The following is a 20,037-nucleotide window of genomic DNA, read 5'->3' as shown; positions in this document are numbered from 1 at the left end:
GCAGGTCGTTCTGCCGTTGTTTCCGTCTGCGGATCAGTGCGCCGGGTGCAGCGCATCCTTGAGATAAACGCAGGTGAGAATGGTAAAGACGTAGGCCTGAATGAAGGCCACGAGGATTTCCAGCGCATAGATCGCCGAAATCGCGAGGATCGACAGCGGAGTGACCGCAAGGCCGATACCGGTCGAGATAATGATCATGGGGGCAAAGGCCGCAAAGACCTTCATCACCGCGTGGCCGGCCATCATGTTGCCCGCCAGACGAATGGAGTGGCTGACGGGGCGCACGAAGTAGGAAATGACCTCAATCAGGGCGAGGATTGGCCGCAGTGGCAGCGGCGCGGCGTTGATCCAGAAAAGACCGAGGAAACCCGCGCCATGTTTGACAAAGCCAATGATGGTGACCGAGAAAAAGACGAGCAAGGCCAGCACGGCAGTGACGCCGATATGGCTGGTCGAGGTGAAGGCGCCCGGCAAAAGGCCGACGAAGTTCGCCATCACGACGAACATGAAGATCGTCATGATATAAGGGAAATAGGGCAGCGCATCGCGGCCTGCGACGTCCTCGACCATTTTGCGGATAAAGCCGTAGCACAATTCAGCAATCGACTGCATCCGCGTGGGGATCGTCGAGCGGCTGGACGAGCCAAGGACCAGCAGCGCGATGGTCGCGAGTACGGTGATCGCCATCCAGAGGGTGATGTTCGTCACGGTAAAGATGCCGACATCGCCTTCGCCGAAAAGCGGCTTGATGATGAACTGGTCCATCGGGTGGAAAACCAACCCGGTGGTCTCTTCTGCGGCCCCATTAGTCTCAGTCGCCATCTTTTGCCCTCTCGTCTCGGCCTGCTTCGGCCGGCTGGTCTTTGGCCTCCTCGGCCATCTGCTTTTGCTGAATTTCCTCAGCGCTGCGGATCATCACCTTGATCCCTGCCGCGAGGCCCAGCAATGTAAAGAGCACCAGGAATATGGGCAGCGTGCCCAAGAGGCGATCCAGCCCGTATCCGATGCCAAAGCCGATCAGCAGACCGGCGACTAATTCTATCACCATGCGCCATGCCAGATTGGCCTGCGAATAATGCTCGTCCGTGTGCGGCTTGACCACTTTGGTGGCCTTGTGCGCGTCGATCTTTGCCTCGAGATCGCGAAGTCTGGTGCGATGATCGGGGTCTGTCACGAGGCTGGCCCTTTGGGTGCGGACGGTTGCGCATTGCTATGCGGCAGGGGCGCGTGAGTCAAGCGCGGCTTGGCAGAGATCAGGGCGCGCGCAAGATGCTGTTTGGATTGAGTATTTTAAGAACGGTGAAACCGCCGATGGCGCCATGACGGGCTATCTGTCGGGAATTCGGCGGCCGGGACTTATTCAACCAATTGGTTAAGTGATCAAAGCGCTCCATATCAAACCTGAGGCAGGCATGACCTGAAACGCCGAGAGCAAAATCGAGTTAGTATGTGTTTCGCAAAAACCCATATCTCAGGTTTTGCGCGCAACGCCTTAGCGAACCACAAATACCGAGCATTTAGCATGTTGCGCGATGTAGCCGCCATGCGAGCTAAAGATATGTTCCATCATACCGGGTTCACGCGAGGCCATGATAACCAAATCAATGCCAAGATCGTCGATGCCCTGCATCAACTTGCGGGTGGTGTCGACCGAAGGGTCGTTCGCTGTGATCGGATGCGCCTGAACGTCAACGCCGTATTGGTCCCGTAGGGCAGCGGCAAAGCTATCCAGCATCTCGCCGAACTCGGCAGGGTTATGCCCGAGGCTGCTGGGCAGGTCGCCGCCCACGCTGACGACATGCACCTTGGCATTGTGCAACTTGGCCATTTCACCTGCGATAGCGAGCGCCTTTTGCTGCTTGTCCTTGTGAACCAGATCGACCGGAACCATGATATGATTGAACACGTGATGTCCTTTCGGTTTGAGGGGGTCGCGACACGTGCGCCTATGGTGCCATTTTTTTCGCGGCATGTCTGGTGCTATGAGGTGTTGTTAATGACCGGATCGCTCGACCTGACATTTGCGGCCCTAGCCGATCCAACGCGCCGCGCAATCCTGTCAATGCTGCTGGAGGATGACATGGCCGTGACCGACGTGGCCGAGCCGTTTGACATGAGCCTTGCCGCGATCTCAAAGCATTTGGCGATTCTCGGACGGGCTGGCCTGATCAGTCAGGAACGGCGGGGCCGGGTCAAATGGTGCAAGCTGGAGCCGGGCGGCCTGCGCGCTGCATCCGTCTGGATGCAAGGTTTTGGCCAGTTCGAACCTGTCGATCTGGACGCGTTCGAGATATTTCTCGCTGCGGAATTGCCCGGCGCTCGTGATAATTGCGAATAGCGCCGGGCGTGAGACCTCACACTACAAAGCCGTCCGTATCAAACTAACGATTACCAGAACGACGACGACGAGGCCGACAAGATAGATGATATTACGCATGGAATGTCCCCTGTTTGGTTTGCTTATCCCGTGTTAACGCCTCTGCGGCGCTGTTGGTTCCGGGGGCTTGTGCGTCCCTCTTCATTCTTGAGCAGCAATACCAGCGCAACGACCGTCAGCGCGACGCCCACCAGTACCAGCGCAGGCGGCAACGGATTGCCCAGCGCCATCTGCCAGCAGATCACCCAGCTGGGAGTGAGGTAAGTGTAGGCCATCACCTTGGCACTGGGCAGTCTGAGGGATGCGTATTGCAGCAGCACAAAGGTCAGTGCCGTGGCGAAGATCGTGACATAGGCCAGCGTAATCCACACGATGACAGGCATCGCGCCCCAGTCCAGCCGGATCAGGTCGCCCGCCCCAACGAGGGTCAGAATAATCGCCGCTGCCACTATGGTGCCAAAAGAGAACACGATGGGCGATTGCCCCCGGTTCAGTAATCGCACCAGCGGGGTATAGACCGCGTGCGCCACGCAGCCCCAGAAATAAATCGCTTCGCCCCGCCCGATGCGAAAGTCCAGCAGCGCGGCGACGTCGGCGCGGAAAATCACCCACAAGGCACCGGCCGCCCCCACCGCCAGCGCCAGCGCCATGCGCCGCGTCGTGATTTGGCGTAACAGGATGTAGCCTGCGATCCCCGACAGGATCGGCGACAAGGTGAACACAGCCGCTGCCGACACGGGCGGTGCGGTCTTGAGCCCCTCGAACATCAGCACAAAGTAGATACCCATCAGCGCGCCAAGGATGACATAGCGCCACGGTGCCGCGAAATCGCTGCGCTTTAGCCCGGTCGTGGCGAGGGCAGCCGCGCCCACCAGCACGGATGCCAGCGTAAACCGCATCGCATTCAACGCTGCCGGTGCGATATGCGGCGCCGCCAGCGATCCCAGCGCAAAGGAGCCAGCGATAAGTCCCGAAAAAATCAGCATCGCCAAATGTCCGCGCATGGCCGCGCTCATGTCGGTCCCCGTGCGGCGGTGCGCTGCTTGGTCAAGGCAGGCAATTCCTCAGATGCGCTACTGGCAGTGGCTAGGGGGGCGACGTGATGGCCCATCTTGATCTCGCCGCAGATACTCATTCGCGCCTACCCTTCGCCGTCACCGCAGCTTGATCGCAATTACCGGTGGTCTGCAAGGCAAGCGCATCTTGACTCAGGCGCGCCGCGCGTCTAAAAACCGGCGCAAATCCCGGAAGCGCCATGTCTTCCGGTCCCATGGCTTTGGCCGGGATCGCCCTCCGTCAGCGCGTCTGCGCCCACGGGGGCGTTACTGGTTTGGTCCTCTTCGCGCGGCCCGCGCCATAACGGGTCGCAAATATGTTCAACGGCTGAGGAGCCCGGCAGATGTTTGAAAATCTATCCGAACGCCTCTCAGGCGTCTTTGATCGCCTGACGAAACAGGGCGCGCTTAGCGAAGAGGACGTGAAAACCGCCCTGCGCGAAGTGCGCGTCGCGCTGCTGGAGGCGGACGTGTCGCTGCCCGTCGCACGCGATTTCGTCAAAAAGGTGCAGGAGCAGGCCACCGGCCAGTCGGTTCTGAAATCCATCACCCCCGGCCAGCAGGTCGTCAAGATCGTGCACGACGCGCTGATCGACACCCTGCGCGGCGAGGGTGATCCCGGCGTGCTGAAAATCGACAACGCGCCTGCCGCGATCCTGATGGTCGGCCTTCAAGGCTCGGGTAAGACGACAACCACCGCCAAGCTTGCCAAGCGCCTGACCGAACGCGAAGGCAAGCGCGTGCTGATGGCGTCACTTGACGTCAATCGCCCCGCCGCGATGGAGCAGTTGGCAATCCTCGGCCAGCAGATCGGCGTCGACACCCTGCCCATCGTCAGGGGCGAGGACCCGGTGCAGATCGCCAAACGTGCCAAGACCCAAGCCAGCCTCGGCGGCTACGACGTCTACATGCTGGATACGGCGGGCCGCCTGCATATCGACGCCGAATTAATTGCACAGGCCGCTGCCGTGCGTGACGCCACGAACCCCCGCGAAACGCTGCTGGTGGTTGACGGCCTCACCGGCCAAGACGCTGTGAACGTGGCGACCGAATTCGACGACAAGATCGGCGTCACCGGTGTCGTCCTCACCCGCATGGACGGCGACGGGCGTGGCGGCGCGGCCCTGTCGATGCGCGCCGTCACCGGCAAGCCGATCCGCTTTGTCGGCCTCGGCGAGAAAATGGACGCGATCGAAACCTTCGAGGCCGAACGTATCGCGGGCCGCATCCTTGGTATGGGCGACATCGTCAGCCTCGTCGAGAAAGCCCAGGCTACTATCGAGGCCGATCAGGCCGAGCGAATGATGAAGCGCTTCCAGAAGGGTCAGTTCAATATGAACGACCTGCGGATGCAGCTGGAACAGATGCAAAAGATGGGCGGCATGGAGTCGGTCATGGGCATGATGCCCGGCATGGGCAAGATGGCCAAACAGGTGCAGGACGCCGGTTTCGACGACAAGATCATCGCGCGTCAGATCGCCCTGATCCAGTCGATGACCAAGAAGGAACGCGCCAACCCCCAGATCCTTCAGGCCAGCCGGAAAAAGCGTATCGCCAAAGGCGCGGGCCTTGAGGTCAGCCAACTGAACCAGCTGCTGAAAATGCACCGCCAGATGGCCGACATGATGAAGAAAATGGGCAAGGGCGGCATGCTGAAACAGGCCATGAAAGGCATGTTCGGCAAAGGTGGCCCCTCGCCCGAGGAAATGGCTGCCGGCATGGACCCCAAGGCGCTGGAACAGGCCGCCAAGAAAATGGGCGGCAAGCTGCCCGGTGGTCTGGGCGGCCTCGGCGGTATGGGCGGCGGCGGCCTACCCCAAGGCCTGTCCGGCTTTGGTAAGAAAAAGTAGCGCCCATGCTTTCATTGTTCCCCAAATACTCTCGCCGGAGGCGCCTCGCCCCTCCCACAGCGCACACGCTAAATGCGGAGGTTAACCGCTATGGTGCATGATATTCCCCGCATCGAGACCGAGCGTCTGATCCTGCGCGGCCCCACCGAAGGTGACGTCGATCCGACAATCGACTTCTTGATGGATGCCGTTCGCGCCGCAGGGTTCGGGCACGAGCCCGACCGCAGTAACGCGTGGCGCTGGTTCGCGATGAACCTGGGTCACTGGGCGCTGCGCGGCTACGGCTATTTCATCATCGAGGACAAGGCATCGGGCCTGCCCTGCGGTCTGGTCGGCATCTGGGCGCCCGAGGGCTGGCCCGAACCCGAGTTGGGCTATGTCGTCTTTGAGGGGTTCGAAGGGCGCGGCATCGCTTATGAGGCTGCCATCGCGGCCCGCGCGTGGGGCTATACCGATCTGGGCCTCACCTCGGTCGGCTCGCATATCGTTCCGGGCAACGCTCGCTCGGTCGCACTGGCCGAGCGTATGGGCGCAACTTACGAGCGTACCTACACCAACCCGCATATGGGCGAGGACATGATTTACCGCCACCCCTCGGCTGCCGATCTGGGCCTTGTTCCCGCGACCAAAGAGGGCGCGACATGACCGACGCCGCCGCCCGCGCCGCGCAGCTACTAAAGGACCACCGCGACAGCATCGACCGGCTGGACGCAATCCTGGTCTATACGCTGGGCGAGCGGTTCAAGCACACGCAATCCGTCGGCCGTCTCAAGGCCGAGCACAACCTTCCCCCGTCCGATCCCGCGCGCGAAGCCGCGCAGATCGCGCGTCTGGAGGATTTGGCGAGGCAGGCCGATCTGGATCCTGAATTCGCCAAGAAGTTTCTGAACTTCGTCATCGCTGAAGTTATCCAGCACCACAAACAACACCAATCATAACCAAACACCTTAGGAGATACCCCCATGGCCATGAAAATTCGCCTCGCCCGCGGTGGCAGCAAGAAGCGCCCCCATTATTCCATCGTCGCCGCCGACAGCCGCATGCCGCGCGACGGTCGCTTTATCGAAAAGCTGGGCACATATAACCCCCTGCTGGCCAAAGACAGCGAAGAGCGCGTCAAGATGGACCTGGAGCGCGTGCAGTACTGGCTGGACAAAGGCGCGCAGCCGACCGACCGCATCAGCCGGATGCTTGAGGCCGCTGGCGTCACAGAAAAGAAAGAGCGCGCTAACCTGAAAAAAGGCACGCCCGGCAAGAAGGCGCAGGACCGCGCAGAAGAGCGCGCAGCCAAGACAGCCGCAGCCGAAGAGGCCGCCAACGCCCCCGCCGAAGAAGCGCCCGCAGAGGAAGCGCCCGCAGAAGCACCGGCAGAAGAAGCAGCCGTCGAAGAATAAGCAGGGACGCGCTGGAATGTCTCAGTTTACTCAGGACTTCCAGTCGCAACTGGCCGATCTTATGCGCTGGCGGCGCGATGTGCGCCGCTTTCGCAATGATCCGGTGGACGAGGCAGCGCTGATGCGCTGCCTCGATGCGTTTTGCATGGCCCCTTCGGTGGGCCTGAGCGAGCCGTGGCGCGTGGTCGAGGTGGTCAGCCACGCTGCCCGCGCTGCCGCGTTGACCAATTTTGAGGCGGCGAACCGCGCGGCACTTGCAGGCTACAACGGCGAGCGCGCGCAACTCTATAGTAGCCTCAAGCTGTCGGGAATGCGCGATGCACCAGTGCAACTGGCGATCTTTTGCGACGAGGACACGGACAAGGGCGCGGGCCTTGGTGCCGCGACCATGCCCGAAATGCGGCGCTATTCCGTCGTCGGCGCAATCACGCATTTCTGGCTGGCCGCGCGGGCCGAGGGGCTAGGCGTCGGTTGGGTGTCGATCCTCGATTCTGTGCAGATATGTCGCGATCTGGACGTGCCAGAGGGCTGGGCCCTCGTCGCGTATCTCTGCATCGGATGGCCCGAGGCAGACAGCCTGACCCCCGAACTGGAAACAGCCGGGTGGGAACAGCGCACCCCGCCGCAGCCCCGTCTGAGGCGCTGACGGCTATGCTGCGCAAACTGATTTTCTGGGCCTTCCTATTCCTTGCCGGTTGGGGGTATGCCAAACATCAGCACAGCGAAAACTGCACAATGGCAGGCGGACAGGTCGTAAACGGCCTTTGCCAAGGAGAGACGCGATGAACGAGCCAAGCGACATGATCTGCATCGGGGCGATTGCCGGCTCTTTCGGGGTGCGCGGCGAGGTGCGCCTCAAGAGTTTCGCCGCCCAGCCCGAGGATATCGCGGCCTATGGCCCCCTTGCGACCGAAGACGGCACGCAGAGTCATACCGTCACGTTGACCGGGCAGGCCAAGAACGGCTTTACCGCGCGCCTCTCGGGTATCCGTACCAAGGAAGAGGCCGATGCCCTGCGCGGCACGCGTCTGTTTGTTGCACGCGCCAAGCTGCCCGGATTGCCGGACGACGAATATTATCACGCCGACCTTGTGGGCCTCGACGTATTCGACTCGGGCGGCGCATTGCTGGGTCAGGTCAAAACCGTGCTTAATCACGGTGCCTCGGACCTATTGGAAATCGCCCTGCCCGGCACGCCTGAGACGGTTCTGCTGCCTTTCACGCAGGCGTCGGTGCCAACGGTCGACCTTGCTGGCGGACGGATCGTGGCAGACCCGCCCGACGGGCTGATGCCGGACAGCGACTGATGGGTCGGTCCGGCGCCTCAAAACGGGAACCATAGCAGCCGGGCGGTGTTTTAAGAATATCAGCAGGCGCGTCTGCCTGCCGTGGTATCTGAAAAGGACTTCGTCATGCTGCACTGGATTCTCGTTCTTCTGGCGATTGCCGCCATTGCCGCCCTTCTGGGCTTCGGTCGTTTGTCGGGTGTGGCTCTGACGGGCGCAAAGATTCTGATCGCGATCGCACTCGTGCTCTTTGTCCTCGTCGTTCTGGGTGTCGTCGCAATCGCCTGACATGCGGGGTTGGGCATGGTCCTTGTTGCGGCGGGCCTTGCGAAAGGCCTGTCACCTATCAGATGATCTGCGCTAAGACTGGCCTATGTCCGATCCCGATACCCCCAAAACCAATAGCCCTACGCGATCTCTGGGTCGCAAGTCCGTCACGCTTAGCGCGCAGCCACGCGATCTGATGGGCGGCCCCCAGCGGCTCGCACATGCGTGGCGCGTTCAGGTCATCACGCTAATGCCACAGGCCTTTCCCGGCATTCTGGGCGAGAGTCTGACAGGCCGCGCCTTGCAGGACGGCCAGTGGGAGCTTGAGACGTTAGATCTGCGCGCGCATGGCATCGGCAAGCATCGCAATGTCGACGACACACCCGCAGGTGGCGGTGCCGGGATGGTGCTGCGCGCCGACGTCATGGGCGCGGCGATTGAAGCCGCGCATGCCAGCGCCGCACCCGGCAGCCCGCTGATTTACCTCAGCCCTCGTGGTCGCCGTTTCGATCAAGCCATGGCGCAGGAATTGGCGCAGGCGCCCGGCATGACCCTGATCTGCGGGCGCTTTGAGGGGCTGGATGAGCGCGTGATCGAGCACTACGACGCAATTGAGGTGTCGCTGGGCGATTTCGTGATGACCGGAGGCGAAATTGCCGCGCAGGCGATAATCGACGCAGCGCTGCGCCTGCGGCCCGGCATTCTGGGCAATGCCGACAGCGCGGTCGAGGAAAGCCATTCCAGCGGCTTGCTGGAGCATCCGCAATATACAAAACCCGCAGAATGGCAGGGCCGCGCCATCCCTGATGTGCTAATGTCCGGCAACCACGGCAAAATCGCCAAGTGGCGGCAGGCGCAATCCGAAGAGATCACGCAAAAGCGACGTCCCGACTTGTGGGCGAAACGCCAGACGTAGGGCAACTTTTGGTCCGATATACCAGCATAAGGGCCGCCGCGACGCTTGCATTGCCCCCCTATCTGTCCTAAATCCCGCGCACCCTTACCCGGCCTCAGGCCGAGTCGGGAGCCTAAAGGCGTGCGATCCTGCCGGGTGATCTTTGCATCCGGCGCCGGCGCGCGTCGTCGGCACCACGTAGAAATAGGACGATCCGATCTGGGGCGGACTTCTGACATCTGGTCAGAGGGATCCGGACAAAGCCCACCAGCTCTCGGGGCGCGAAAACACTTTGCGGACCAAAACCGCAAGCAAATCAGGAGAACAGCGATGAACCTAATCGCTCAGATCGAAGCGGAACAGATTGCCGAACTCGGCAGGGACATTCCGGATTTCAAGGCCGGCGACACCATTCGCGTCGGCTTTAAGGTGACGGAAGGCACGCGCACGCGTGTTCAGAACTTTGAGGGCGTCTGCATCAGCCGCAAGAATGGCGTGGGCATTGCCGGATCGTTCACCGTCCGCAAGATTTCCTTTGGCGAAGGGGTGGAGCGTATGTTCCCGCTCTATTCGACCAATATCGACAGCATCGAGGTAGTGCGCCGCGGTCGTGTTCGCCGCGCCAAGCTGTACTATCTGCGCTCGCGTCGCGGCAAGTCGGCCCGTATCGCCGAAGACGCCACCTATAAGCCCAAAAAAGCGTAAGGACCGGTCCGATGAAAAAAGACATCCATCCCGATTACCACGACATCAACGTCAAGATGACCGACGGCACGATGCTCCAGATGCGCTCGACCTATGGCAAGGAAGGCGATCAACTGTCGCTGGACATTGACCCCACCGTGCACCCCGCATGGACAGGCGCCTCGGGTCGCCTGATGGACTCTGGCGGTCGCGTGTCGAAGTTCAAGAAGAAATACGAAGGTCTGGGCTTCTAAGCTTTGCTCCCTTTGGTTTTGAAACGCCGCTCCTTCGGGGGCGGCGTTTTTCGTTGAGCGACCTCTGCCGCCCATCCGCCCAGCCCGTCCCGAGGCTTGCAAGCAAGGGGGATGCGCGGTAACTCGCTAGCGATACAGATGATGGGTGCCCCGATGGACGATCTGCGCGACAAATATATCCGCCTCATAGCCGATGCCGATAGCGAGGCCACGCTGGAGGACCTGCGCGTACAGGCCGTCGGCAAGAAGGGCGAGATCAGCCTGCAAATGCGCGAGCTGGGCAAGATGACCGCTGAGCAGCGTCAGGTCGCCGGGCCGAAACTGAACGCGCTGAAGGATGAGATCAACTCTGCGCTGGCCGCCAAGAAAGAGGCGTTGGGTGATGCGGCGCTGGACGAGCGTTTGCGCGGTGAATGGCTGGACGTCACGCTGCCCGCCCGCACGCGGCGGCAGGGCACGATCCACCCGATCAGCCAGGTGACCGAGGAAGTGACCGCGATCTTTGCCGACATGGGCTTTGCCGTTGCCGAAGGTCCGCAGATCGAAAGCGACTGGTACAATTTCGACGCGCTGAACATCCCCGGCCACCACCCCGCGCGGGCCGAGATGGACACGTTCTACACCCATCGCGGCGAGGGCGATGACCGCCCGCCACACGTGCTGCGCACCCATACCAGCCCCGTGCAGATCCGCACGATGCAGGAGCAGGGCGCGCCGATCCGCATCATCGCGCCGGGCCGCGTCTACCGCGCCGATTACGACATGACGCACACACCGATGTTCCACCAGATCGAGGGCCTCGCCATCGACAAGGGCATCTCGATGGCGAACCTGAAATGGGTGCTGGAGGAGTTCGTGAAGGCGTTCTTCGAGGTCGACGACGTCGAACTGCGCTTCCGCGCCTCGCATTTTCCGTTCACCGAACCGTCCGCCGAGGTCGACATACGCTGCTCATGGGAGGGCGGCACGTTGAAGGTGGGCGAGGGTGACGACTGGCTGGAGATTTTGGGGTCCGGCATGGTGCATCCCAAGGTTCTGGAAGCCAGCAATATCGACCCCGAGCAGTGGCAGGGCTTTGCCTTCGGCATGGGAATCGACCGGATCGCGATGCTGAAATACGGGATACCGGATTTGCGGGCGTTCTTTGATTCAGACCTGCGCTGGCTGAGGCACTATGGATTTGCGGCGTTGGATGTGCCGACGTTGCGGGGCGGGTTGTCGAGGTAATGTGGTGGCAACTTGCTTCCATATTCATAGCGTCTGCAACTGCGTTTTTAATCGCGTTCGGTGCATATTCATGGCAGAAATCTAAGGATAGACAGCAGCAAATGCTGCATGAGAAAAGACAAGCTTACCAAAAATTTGCCGAGGAAATTAACAGCTGTTTTGCGCGTGTCGCTCTGGGCAGTAAGATCAACGATCAAGAAGGTCATCATGAACACTATTTGCGAGTGGTCGCTGTATCCTCGAACTTGATTGTCTATGCTCCAAAGGAAGTCATAAAAGCGTGTCAGATGTATTCTCAAACTGTTTTTGAATACAGCGACATGATGGGTTTAGCCCAAGGGTATGTAGGGTATTCTACGCCTCCAAGCCGAGATCGAAAAGCAGTGCATGCCGAAGCAAAACAGCGGCGGCGCGCAGCGATGCTAAGTATTCGCAACGATCTATACGAGCGTGAAGAAACAGCTTCAACAGAAGCGGTAAACGCTTTTTTCGTACTGACACCTCTAGACGAGGAAGCAAAATGACACTTACTCTTGTCTAGTTAAATGACTGCCTCGGCATCTTGGCAACTTCAATGCGCGAGCCAAGCCGGGCGAGCGCCTGCCCGTGGGTGGCGCTGCTACGCTCATGAGGCGCGCTTTATGCCCGCCAAGCCCCTCCACCCTATCAGCGATGCACCTCGCATCCAAAGCGCCAGCCCGCCGGGACGGGCAGGCGCTCGTCCGGCGGCTTTGCCTTGATTCCGGACGAAGGGGCGCGTCGCACCCGCAGCCTGCGCCCTTCCCCCGCCGCGCCTTCTGCGGTATGCGGGGCCAACCCATAATGACCTGCGGATGACGGCACATGAAATTCACGCTTTCCTGGCTCAAGGACCATCTCGACACCACGGCCTCGGTCGATGAGATCACCTATGCGCTGACCGATCTGGGCCTTGAGGTCGAGGGCGTCAGCAACCCCGCCGCGCGGCTGGCCGACTTCACGCTGGGCAAGGTAACGCATGCCGAGCCGCACCCCGACGCTGACCGCCTACGTGTGTGCAAGGTCGCCACCGGCGAGGGCGAGCTTCAGATTATCTGCGGCGCGCCCAACGCGCGCGAGGGGATCACCGTCGTCGTGGCCAAGCCGGGCGTTTACGTGCCGGGCATCGACACCACCATCGGCGTGGGCAAGATCCGCGGCATCGAGAGCTACGGCATGATGTGTTCCGAGCGCGAGATGGAGTTGTCGGAGGAGCATGACGGCATTATCGAGCTGCCTTCAGGCGAGGTCGGCGAGCGCTATATCGACTGGCTGGCGCAGAATGACCCGGCCAAGGTCGACCCGGTCATCCAGATCGCCATCACACCCAACCGCCCCGATGCGCTGGGCGTGCGCGGCATCGCCCGCGATCTGGCGGCACGTGGTCTGGGCACGCTGAAAGACGCCCCCACCGCCCATGTTGAGGGCGAATTCCCCTCCCCGATCAGCGTCACCATCGACGCGGATACCCAACAAAACGGCTGCGAGGTTTTCGCCGGACGCCTCATTCGCGGTGTTACAAATGGTCCCAGCCCCGAATGGCTGCAAACCCGTTTGCGCGCCATCGGGCTGCGGCCACGCTCGGCGCTGGTGGATGTGACGAACTTCTTTACCTACGACCGCAATCGCCCGCTGCATGTCTTTGACGCGGGCAAACTGCAGGGCGGATTGCGTATTCATCGCGTCAAGGGCGGTGAGACGCTGACTGGGCTGGATGAGAAGGAACATACCTTCGGCGCCGGTCAGGTCGTAATTTCGGACGACAACGGGATTGCGAGCATCGGCGGTATTATGGGCGGTCTGGCGACAGGCTGCACCGAAGCGACAACCGATGTGTTCCTTGAGGCCGCCGTTTGGGACCATGTCCAGATTGCCGCCACTGGCCGCGCGCTGAAGATCAACTCGGACGCGCGGTACCGCAACGAGCGCGGCATCGACCCGGCCTTTAATATGGAGGCGGTCGATCTGGCGACGCAGATGATTATTGATCTCTGCGGTGGCACCCCCTCAAACCTCGTGCAGGCAGGCAAGGTGCCGGATACCCGGCGCGCCTATCGGCTGATCCCGGCCAAGGTGCAGTCGCTGGTAGGCATGGACATTCCCGAATCCGAGCAGCGCCAGACGCTGACGGCCCTCGGCTTTCGCCTTGAGGGCGATATGGCCACCGTGCCCAGTTGGCGCCCCGACGTTCAGGGCGAGGCGGATCTGGTCGAAGAAGTCGCGCGCATCGCGTCCCTGACCAAGCTGGTGGGGCGCCCCTTGCGCCGCGCGCAGGCCGGCATTCCCGCGCCGATCCTATCGCCCATGCAAAAGCGCGAGCAGATCGCGCGGCGCACGGCTGCGGCACTGGGATATAACGAGTGTGTCACCTACAGCTTTATCGATCATGCCAGCGCCACCCTGTTCGGCGGCGGCGATGACGCCACCATGCTGGCCAATCCGATCAGCAGCGAGATGAGCCATATGCGCCCCGCCCTGCTGCCCGGCCTGTTGCAGGCGGCAGCGCGCAATCAGGCGCGCGGTGTTGCCGATATGGCCCTTTTCGAGGTCGGCCATGCCTTTCACGGCGGCGAGCCGGGCGAGCAGCATTTGCAGGTGTCTGGCGTTCTGATCGGTCGCACCGGGCCAAAGGATGTGCACGGCAGCGCCCGAGCGGTCGATCTCTATGACGTCAAGGCCGACGCCGAAGCGATCCTGTCAGCCATCGGCGCGCCTGCCAAGGTTCAGATCCTGCGCGGCGCGCGCGAATGGTGGCATCCGGGTCGTCACGGGATGATCTGTTTGGGGCCGAAAAAGGTGCTGGGCGTCTTTGGCGAACTGCACCCGAAAACCTTGCGCGCATTGGATATCAAGGGGCCTGCCATGGGGTTCACCCTCTGGCCCGCTGAAATCCCGCTACCGCGCAACGTGACGGCAAACAGGGGCGCAGCACAGATGCGCGATCTGCAAGCTGTCGAGCGTGATTTTGCCTTTGTCGTTGATGCCGATGTCGAGGCGCTGACGCTGGTCAACGCCGCCGCTGGCGCCGACAAGGCGCTGATCGAGGACGTGCGCGTGTTTGACGAGTTCATCGGTGGATCGCTGGGCGAGGGCAAGAAATCATTGGCCGTCACGGTGCGTCTGCAACCTACCGAGGCGACTTTGAAGGACAAGGACATCGAGGCCGTGTCAGCTAGAATCGTCGAAAAGGTCGCCAAGGCGACCGGCGGCGTTCTGCGCGGCTGATTGAGGGAGAAGACCATGCTGAATGTCTATCTGAGCGGCGAAATTCACACCGATTGGCGCGACCAGATCGAGGCAGGTGCCAAAGGGCTGAACATCAGCTTTGCTGCGCCCGTCACCGATCACGCCGCCAGCGACGATTGCGGCGTGGCGATCCTTGGGGCCGAGCCGGACAAGTTCTGGCACGATCACAAAGGCGCCAAGCTGAATGCGATCCGCACCCGCATGGGGATCGAAGAGGCCGATGTCGTCGTTGTCCGCTTTGGTGACAAGTACAAGCAATGGAACGCGGCATTTGACGCGGGCTATGCCGCCGCGTTGGGCAAGTCTCTGATCATCCTGCAACAGCCTGAGCATGACCATGCGCTAAAAGAGGTCGACGCAGCCGCGCTGGCCGTCGCGCGCACACCCGAGCAGGTCGTGCAGATGCTGCGCTACGTGCTGGACGGCACACTGCCGGGCTGAGACGTGTCTGGCGGTGCTCTGCGCGGTCGGAACTGATCCGCGCGCCCCGTTTCATAGCCATGTTGCCGCGCTACTAACGAGGTTGAGGCGCATAAAAACATGGAAAGGTTAACAAAATTCTGCAATAGACTTTGCCCGAGGGCGCAGATAGATGCTCGGATTATACTTAGAGGGACATAAATGCTAAATGAATTCAAAGACTTCATCGCCAAGGGCAATGTCATGGACATGGCCGTCGGCATCATCATCGGCGCGGCATTCACCGCGATCGTCACGTCCATGGTGGGCGATCTGATTAACCCGATCATCGGCCTGTTCACCGGCGGCGTTGATTTCACTAACAATTACGCGGTGCTGGCTGGCGAAGTGCCCGCCGGTGCGTCGCTTGAGGTTGCGCGCGAAACGGGCGCGTCGGTTTTTGCCTATGGCTCGTTCATCATGGCCGTCATTAACTTCCTGATCATCGCCTTCGTCGTGTTTATGCTGGTGAAGTATGTGAACAAGGTAAAGTCGCTGGCGGAAAAGCCGGACGATGTTGCGCCCGAGGTGGACTCCGGCCCCTCGGAAAAGGACATCCTGATTGAGATCCGCGACAGCCTGAAGGCGCGCTGATCCACCCTTAGAATCAGGCGAAAGGCTCCGGTGCTACCGGGGCCTTTTGTCATTTGAGACAGGCCGTTATAGACGCGTTCATCTAATTTTTACGAATTCGAGGGATAGAAGAAGCAGTATGGAAGGTTTTTTGGATCAATTGGGCGGCTACGCGCCGCTTGTAGTCAACGTCGTCAAGGCGCTGGTTGTACTGATCGTCGGCTGGTTGGTCGCCGGACTGACGGGCAGCTTTGTGCGCCGGCAGGTGCGCAAGCATCAGCGGATCGATCAGACACTGGGCAATTTCGCGGCAACGATAGCGACTTGGGCCATCCGCATCATCGTGTTGCTGGCGGTGCTGAACCTGTTTGGCATCGAGGCGACCAGCGTCGTCGCCGTTCTGGGCGCTGCAACATTGGCCATCGGTCTGGCGCTGCAGGGCACGCTGGCGGATCTGGCCGCAGGGATCATGCTGGTGATCTTTCGCCCCTACAAGCTGGGGCAATATGTCGATATCGGCGGCACGAGCGGCACGGTCAGCGAGGTTGCGTTGTTTTTTACCGAACTGACGACACCGCAGAATGTGCAGATTATCGTGCCGAACGGGCAGGCGTGGGGGTCGATCATCACCAATTATTCGGCGCATGATACTCGGCGGCTCGATCTGACCTTTGGCATCGACTACTCGGACAGCGCCGATACGGCGATGCAGATCATCCTCGACAACGCCCGCTCGGATGAACGCGTGATGGGCGAGCCTGAACCGTGGGCGCGGGTGACGAACCTCGGCGCCAGTTCGGTCGATATCACGGCGCGGCTGTGGACCTCGACCGACGATTTCTGGAACGTCAAGTTCGAGTTGACCAAGGCGATCAAGGAGGATTTCGACGCACAGGGAATCTCAATCCCATTCCCGCATCAGGTGAACGTCGAACCGAAAAAGGCCGGGTAAAGGTGCCTGAGAACGGGGCCAAGGGCGGGGTCATCTGGATCGGCGCCTTATGCCCGTCCCTCCAGTCCGTCCGCCTCCATTCCTGACGCGCTGGGGATACGCATCTCGAATGTTTCGCGCACGACGGTGTAGTCGTAATATCCCATCCGGGCCAGCGGCTGGATGCGCGGGATGTCCAGCTTGCCCTCGGGCGTCAGCACCTCGTCCTTGACGTGAATATGCTCGACCCGACCATAGACCACGTCGACGCCGCCCACGGCGCTGGCACCCGGCAGGTGATGGGTGCTGAGATATCGACACTCGAAATGGCAGGGGCTGGCAGCGACGCGCCCGCCGGGGGCCATCGCGCAGGCCTCGCGTGCCACGCCTGCCGCCTCAAATTCGTCGACGTCGAATTCCATCGCCATGGCCGAAATATTGACCGCCTCGCGCAGGTCGAAGGTCGCCATGTTCCACACGAACCAGCCGGTTTCCTCGGCATTCAGCACGGTGTCCTTGCGCCGCCCGTCGGGATAACGGTTGGCCGCGAACATCACCATCGGCGGATCAAAGGTCAGGTTCTGCCACTGGCTGTAGGGCGCCAGATTGTGCTGGCCCGCCGCGCTGACCGTCGACAGCCACCCGATGGGGCGCGGTACGGTGCAGGACTTGAAAGGCGAAAATGGCAGCGGGCAGGCATCGGTCGTCGGATTATATTGCATCGCAGAGGTATCCTTTGAGATTATGTGTCAATTCTTACCCGTGCCGCTCCGCATGGCAAGTGCAGGTCAGTCCACAACGCGGCAGGTCAGATTTATGCGCCCGCCCCCCTTCAACAGCGAGGATGAGCCGAACCTGATACGGTCTACCCCGTGATAGGTCAGCCGCGCGTCACCACCCATCACCACCACATCGCCCGAGCGCAGCCAGTGCGACACCGTGCTGCCGCCGCGCGCGGTATTGCCGATGCGCAAAAGCCCCTCGTCGCCTAGCGAGATCGACAGTACCGGCCATGCAAAATCAGCCTCGTCGCGGTCCTGATGCAAGCCCATGCGCGCGCCGCTCCCATAATAGTTCAGCAGACAGCAATCGGGCGTGCGTGCCGCACTGACCAGATCGCGCCAGATCGTCAGCACCGCCTCCGGTATCGCAGGCCAATCCTGCCCGTCCGGGTGCCGGCGCGCATAGCGATAGCCTGTCTGATCGGACACCCAACCATAGCGCCCTGCCGACGTCATGCGCACGCTCATCGCGCGGCCCATCGGCGTCATGGGCGAAAATAGCGGCGCCGCCACCACGACATCGCGCAGTGCCGCGACCAGCGAAATCTGCTGCGCGGAATCCAGATATCCCGGCAGAATGCGAAAGCCGCGAAGCTCAAGTTCACCCATGCCTGACCCCCGCTGCGCAAGTTTTTGGGAAAAACTGCAAATTGGCGGGCGTCCCACCGCTTGCAGGGCCTTCCCACGCTCCCTATATACGCCGGGAAGCAGAGACCAGCAAACGCGGGTCAAGCCGCACCTAACCGGGGCGAGGATGCCGAAATGGGTCCTGTCCTGTCATATCGCCTAGAGAGAAAGGGATGAAAGCATGTCCAAAGTTATTGGAATCGACCTCGGAACCACGAATAGCTGCGTTGCCATCATGGATGGTAAAACTGCGCGCGTCATTGAGAACTCAGAAGGGGCGCGCACGACTCCGTCGATTGTCGCCTTTACCGAGAATGAGCGCCTCGTCGGCCAGCCGGCCAAGCGGCAGGCGGTCACGAACCCCGAAAACACCGTCTTTGGCGTCAAGCGCCTGATCGGTCGTCGCGCTGACGATAGCCACCTGGCCAAAGACAAGAAGAACATGCCGTTCAACGTCATCGACGGCGGCAATGGCGACGCATGGGTCGAGGCGCGTGGCGAAAAGTATTCGCCCAGCCAACTCAGCGCATTCATTCTGGGCAAGATGAAGGAAACCGCCGAAAGCTATCTTGGCGAAGATGTGACGCAGGCCGTCATTACCGTTCCTGCCTATTTCAACGACGCTCAGCGTCAGGCCACCAAAGATGCTGGTAAAATTGCCGGCCTCGAAGTGCTGCGCATCATCAACGAGCCGACAGCAGCCGCTCTGGCCTATGGTCTGGACAAAGAGAACGCCCAGACGATCGCGGTCTATGACCTTGGCGGCGGCACGTTCGACGTGACCATTCTGGAAATCGAGGATGGTCTGTTCGAGGTCAAGGCGACCAATGGCGACACGTTCCTTGGTGGCGAAGACTTCGACATGCGCATCGTCAATTATCTGGCGGGCGAGTTCAAAAAAGAGCATCAGGTCGACCTGACGCAAGACAAGATGGCGCTGCAACGTCTGAAAGAGGCGGCTGAAAAGGCCAAGATCGAGCTGAGCTCGTCCTCGCAGACGGAAATCAACCAGCCCTTCATCTCGATGAGCTCGAATGGTCAGCCGCTGCACCTGGTTATGAAACTGACCCGTGCCAAGCTGGAATCGCTGGTTGGCGATCTGATCAAGGCGTCGCTCAAGCCGTGTCAGGCTGCGCTCAAGGATGCCGGGCTCAGCCCCAGCGATATCGACGAGGTCGTTCTGGTCGGCGGTATGACCCGCATGCCCAAGGTGATCGAAGAGGTGACCAAGCTGTTTGGCAAAGAGCCGAACAAGGGTGTGAACCCTGACGAGGTCGTCGCGATGGGCGCCGCCATTCAGGCCGCCGTTCTGCAAGGCGACATCAAGGACGTGGTCCTGCTGGACGTCACTCCGCTGAGCTTGGGTATTGAGACGCTGGGCGGTGTGTTCACGCGCCTGATCGACCGCAACACGACGATCCCGACGAACAAGTCTCAGGTGTTTTCGACTGCCGAAGACAGCCAGAACGCCGTGACGATCCGGGTGTTCCAGGGCGAGCGTGAGATGGCTGGCGACAACAAGATGCTGGGCCAGTTCAATCTGGAAAACATCCCGCCCGCACCGCGCGGAATGCCCCAGATCGAGGTGACTTTCGATATCGACACCAACGGCATCGTGTCTGTTTCTGCCAAGGACAAAGGCACCAACAAGGAACAGAAGATCACGATCCAGGCGTCGGGCGGCCTCAGCGATGAGGACATCGAAAAGATGGTCAAGGACGCCGAAGAGAACGCCGAGTCCGACAAGGAGCGTCGCGAACTGGTCGAAGCGAAAAACCAGGCTGAAAGCCTGATTGACTCGACCGAAAAGTCGATGGAAGAGCACGCCGACAAGGTGGACCCCACCACGATCGAGGCCATCGAACTGGCGATCTCCGCGCTGAAGGACGATCTGGAAAAGGACGACGCGGCCAAGATCAAGTCGGGCATCCAGAACGTCACGGAATCGGCCATGAAGCTGGGCGAGGCGATCTACAAGGCCAGCCAAGACGACGATGACGGCGGCCCCACCGCCGCCGACGAGGCCGGTGGGCCGGGTGACGACGATATCGTCGACGCCGATTTCGAAGACCTTGACGACAACAAGCGCGCTTAACGCGTCGCTAGGAAACC

24 protein-coding genes are annotated in these 20,037 nt (G+C 61.0%); 18 read left to right on the top strand and 6 right to left on the bottom strand.

Annotated elements, in window-relative coordinates; genetic code table 11:
- Positions 1–33: 33 nt before the first annotated feature.
- The 3 genes from U3654_RS19075 to U3654_RS19065 form a co-directional block, all read right to left on the bottom strand.
- Positions 34–822, bottom strand: a complete 789-nt coding sequence (locus U3654_RS19075) for a F0F1 ATP synthase subunit A (protein ID WP_324753114.1) — start codon at positions 820–822, stop codon at positions 34–36.
- Positions 812–1,174 (bottom strand): AtpZ/AtpI family protein, encoded by a 363-nt coding sequence (locus U3654_RS19070; protein WP_324753113.1) that lies wholly within the window; start codon positions 1,172–1,174, stop codon positions 812–814. The genes U3654_RS19075 and U3654_RS19070 overlap by 11 nt, the downstream gene beginning before the upstream one ends.
- Positions 1,175–1,492: 318 nt before the next feature.
- On the bottom strand, positions 1,493–1,906 hold the full coding sequence (locus U3654_RS19065) for a universal stress protein (protein ID WP_324753112.1): 414 nt from the start codon (positions 1,904–1,906) through the stop codon (positions 1,493–1,495).
- 90 nt (positions 1,907–1,996) lie between these two features.
- Between U3654_RS19065 and U3654_RS19060 the strand changes: the two genes are divergently transcribed.
- Positions 1,997–2,338 carry a metalloregulator ArsR/SmtB family transcription factor gene (locus U3654_RS19060; protein ID WP_324753111.1) on the top strand — a complete coding sequence of 114 codons (342 nt, stop codon included), beginning with the start codon at positions 1,997–1,999 and terminating at the stop codon, positions 2,336–2,338.
- Between the two features lie 122 nt (positions 2,339–2,460).
- Here the strand turns inward: U3654_RS19060 and U3654_RS19055 are convergent, their stop codons facing one another.
- On the bottom strand, positions 2,461–3,393 hold the full coding sequence (locus tag U3654_RS19055) for a DMT family transporter (RefSeq protein ID WP_324753110.1): 933 nt from the start codon (positions 3,391–3,393) through the stop codon (positions 2,461–2,463).
- Positions 3,394–3,776: 383 nt separating this feature from the next.
- On the opposite strand from U3654_RS19055, the gene ffh reads away from it, so the two are divergent.
- The 16 genes from ffh (at position 3,777) to U3654_RS18975 (ending at position 16,537) form a co-directional block, all read left to right on the top strand.
- On the top strand, positions 3,777–5,282 hold the full coding sequence (ffh, locus tag U3654_RS19050) for a signal recognition particle protein (RefSeq protein ID WP_324753109.1): 1,506 nt from the start codon (positions 3,777–3,779) through the stop codon (positions 5,280–5,282).
- A 90-nt stretch (positions 5,283–5,372) separates the two neighbouring features.
- Entirely contained in the window at positions 5,373–5,927 is a 555-nt protein-coding gene (locus tag U3654_RS19045; protein ID WP_324753108.1) for a GNAT family N-acetyltransferase, read from the top strand.
- Entirely contained in the window at positions 5,924–6,220 is a 297-nt protein-coding gene (locus tag U3654_RS19040) for a chorismate mutase (RefSeq protein ID WP_324753107.1), read from the top strand. Before U3654_RS19045 ends, U3654_RS19040 begins: the two co-directional genes overlap by 4 nt.
- A 24-nt stretch (positions 6,221–6,244) precedes the next feature.
- Positions 6,245–6,676 (top strand): 30S ribosomal protein S16, encoded by a 432-nt coding sequence (gene rpsP / locus U3654_RS19035; RefSeq protein ID WP_324753106.1) that lies wholly within the window; start codon positions 6,245–6,247, stop codon positions 6,674–6,676.
- A gap of 16 nt (positions 6,677–6,692) precedes the next feature.
- Positions 6,693–7,322 carry a 5,6-dimethylbenzimidazole synthase gene (gene bluB / locus U3654_RS19030; protein WP_324753105.1) on the top strand — a complete coding sequence of 210 codons (630 nt, stop codon included), beginning with the start codon at positions 6,693–6,695 and terminating at the stop codon, positions 7,320–7,322.
- Positions 7,323–7,458: 136 nt separating this feature from the next.
- Positions 7,459–7,983, top strand: coding sequence for a ribosome maturation factor RimM (gene rimM / locus U3654_RS19025; protein WP_324753104.1), 525 nt, complete (start codon positions 7,459–7,461; stop codon positions 7,981–7,983).
- A gap of 105 nt (positions 7,984–8,088) precedes the next feature.
- On the top strand, positions 8,089–8,250 hold the full coding sequence (locus U3654_RS19020) for a DUF1328 family protein (RefSeq protein ID WP_324753103.1): 162 nt from the start codon (positions 8,089–8,091) through the stop codon (positions 8,248–8,250).
- A gap of 85 nt (positions 8,251–8,335) precedes the next feature.
- Positions 8,336–9,145, top strand: a complete 810-nt coding sequence (gene trmD / locus U3654_RS19015; RefSeq protein ID WP_324753102.1) for a tRNA (guanosine(37)-N1)-methyltransferase TrmD — start codon at positions 8,336–8,338, stop codon at positions 9,143–9,145.
- A 309-nt stretch (positions 9,146–9,454) separates the two neighbouring features.
- Positions 9,455–9,829 (top strand): 50S ribosomal protein L19, encoded by a 375-nt coding sequence (gene rplS / locus U3654_RS19010; protein WP_324753101.1) that lies wholly within the window; start codon positions 9,455–9,457, stop codon positions 9,827–9,829.
- Positions 9,830–9,840: 11 nt separating this feature from the next.
- On the top strand, positions 9,841–10,062 hold the full coding sequence (gene rpmE / locus U3654_RS19005; protein WP_324753100.1) for a 50S ribosomal protein L31: 222 nt from the start codon (positions 9,841–9,843) through the stop codon (positions 10,060–10,062).
- 153 nt (positions 10,063–10,215) lie between these two features.
- Complete coding sequence (gene pheS / locus U3654_RS19000; protein ID WP_324755331.1) at positions 10,216–11,289, top strand: phenylalanine--tRNA ligase subunit alpha; 1,074 nt, start codon at positions 10,216–10,218, stop codon at positions 11,287–11,289.
- Between the two features lie 101 nt (positions 11,290–11,390).
- Complete coding sequence (locus U3654_RS18995) at positions 11,391–11,813, top strand: hypothetical protein (RefSeq protein WP_324753099.1); 423 nt, start codon at positions 11,391–11,393, stop codon at positions 11,811–11,813.
- Positions 11,814–12,132: 319 nt separating this feature from the next.
- Complete coding sequence (gene pheT, locus U3654_RS18990) at positions 12,133–14,532, top strand: phenylalanine--tRNA ligase subunit beta (protein WP_324753098.1); 2,400 nt, start codon at positions 12,133–12,135, stop codon at positions 14,530–14,532.
- A 15-nt stretch (positions 14,533–14,547) separates the two neighbouring features.
- A complete protein-coding gene (locus tag U3654_RS18985) occupies positions 14,548–14,994 on the top strand; it encodes a YtoQ family protein (protein ID WP_324753097.1) in 447 nt (148 codons plus the stop codon).
- Positions 14,995–15,174: 180 nt separating this feature from the next.
- Positions 15,175–15,606 (top strand): large conductance mechanosensitive channel protein MscL, encoded by a 432-nt coding sequence (gene mscL, locus U3654_RS18980; RefSeq protein WP_324753096.1) that lies wholly within the window; start codon positions 15,175–15,177, stop codon positions 15,604–15,606.
- 118 nt (positions 15,607–15,724) lie between these two features.
- Positions 15,725–16,537 carry a mechanosensitive ion channel family protein gene (locus U3654_RS18975; protein WP_324753095.1) on the top strand — a complete coding sequence of 271 codons (813 nt, stop codon included), beginning with the start codon at positions 15,725–15,727 and terminating at the stop codon, positions 16,535–16,537.
- Between the two features lie 47 nt (positions 16,538–16,584).
- Here the strand turns inward: U3654_RS18975 and U3654_RS18970 are convergent, their stop codons facing one another.
- Positions 16,585–17,238 (bottom strand): flavin reductase family protein, encoded by a 654-nt coding sequence (locus U3654_RS18970; protein WP_324753094.1) that lies wholly within the window; start codon positions 17,236–17,238, stop codon positions 16,585–16,587.
- Positions 17,239–17,304: 66 nt separating this feature from the next.
- On the bottom strand, positions 17,305–17,907 hold the full coding sequence (locus tag U3654_RS18965; protein WP_324753093.1) for an alpha-ketoglutarate-dependent dioxygenase AlkB: 603 nt from the start codon (positions 17,905–17,907) through the stop codon (positions 17,305–17,307).
- Positions 17,908–18,106: 199 nt separating this feature from the next.
- Here U3654_RS18965 and dnaK point away from each other — a divergent pair, with 199 nt between their 5' ends.
- A complete protein-coding gene (gene dnaK, locus U3654_RS18960) occupies positions 18,107–20,020 on the top strand; it encodes a molecular chaperone DnaK (protein WP_324753092.1) in 1,914 nt (637 codons plus the stop codon).
- Positions 20,021–20,037 lie beyond the last annotated feature (17 nt).

The sequence above is a fragment of the Roseovarius sp. Pro17 genome, assembly GCF_035599575.1.
Classification (GTDB): domain Bacteria; phylum Pseudomonadota; class Alphaproteobacteria; order Rhodobacterales; family Rhodobacteraceae; genus Roseovarius.
The sequence above is the reverse complement of the archived record's forward strand: the minus strand, read 5'-3'. Positions and strand labels throughout refer to the sequence as shown.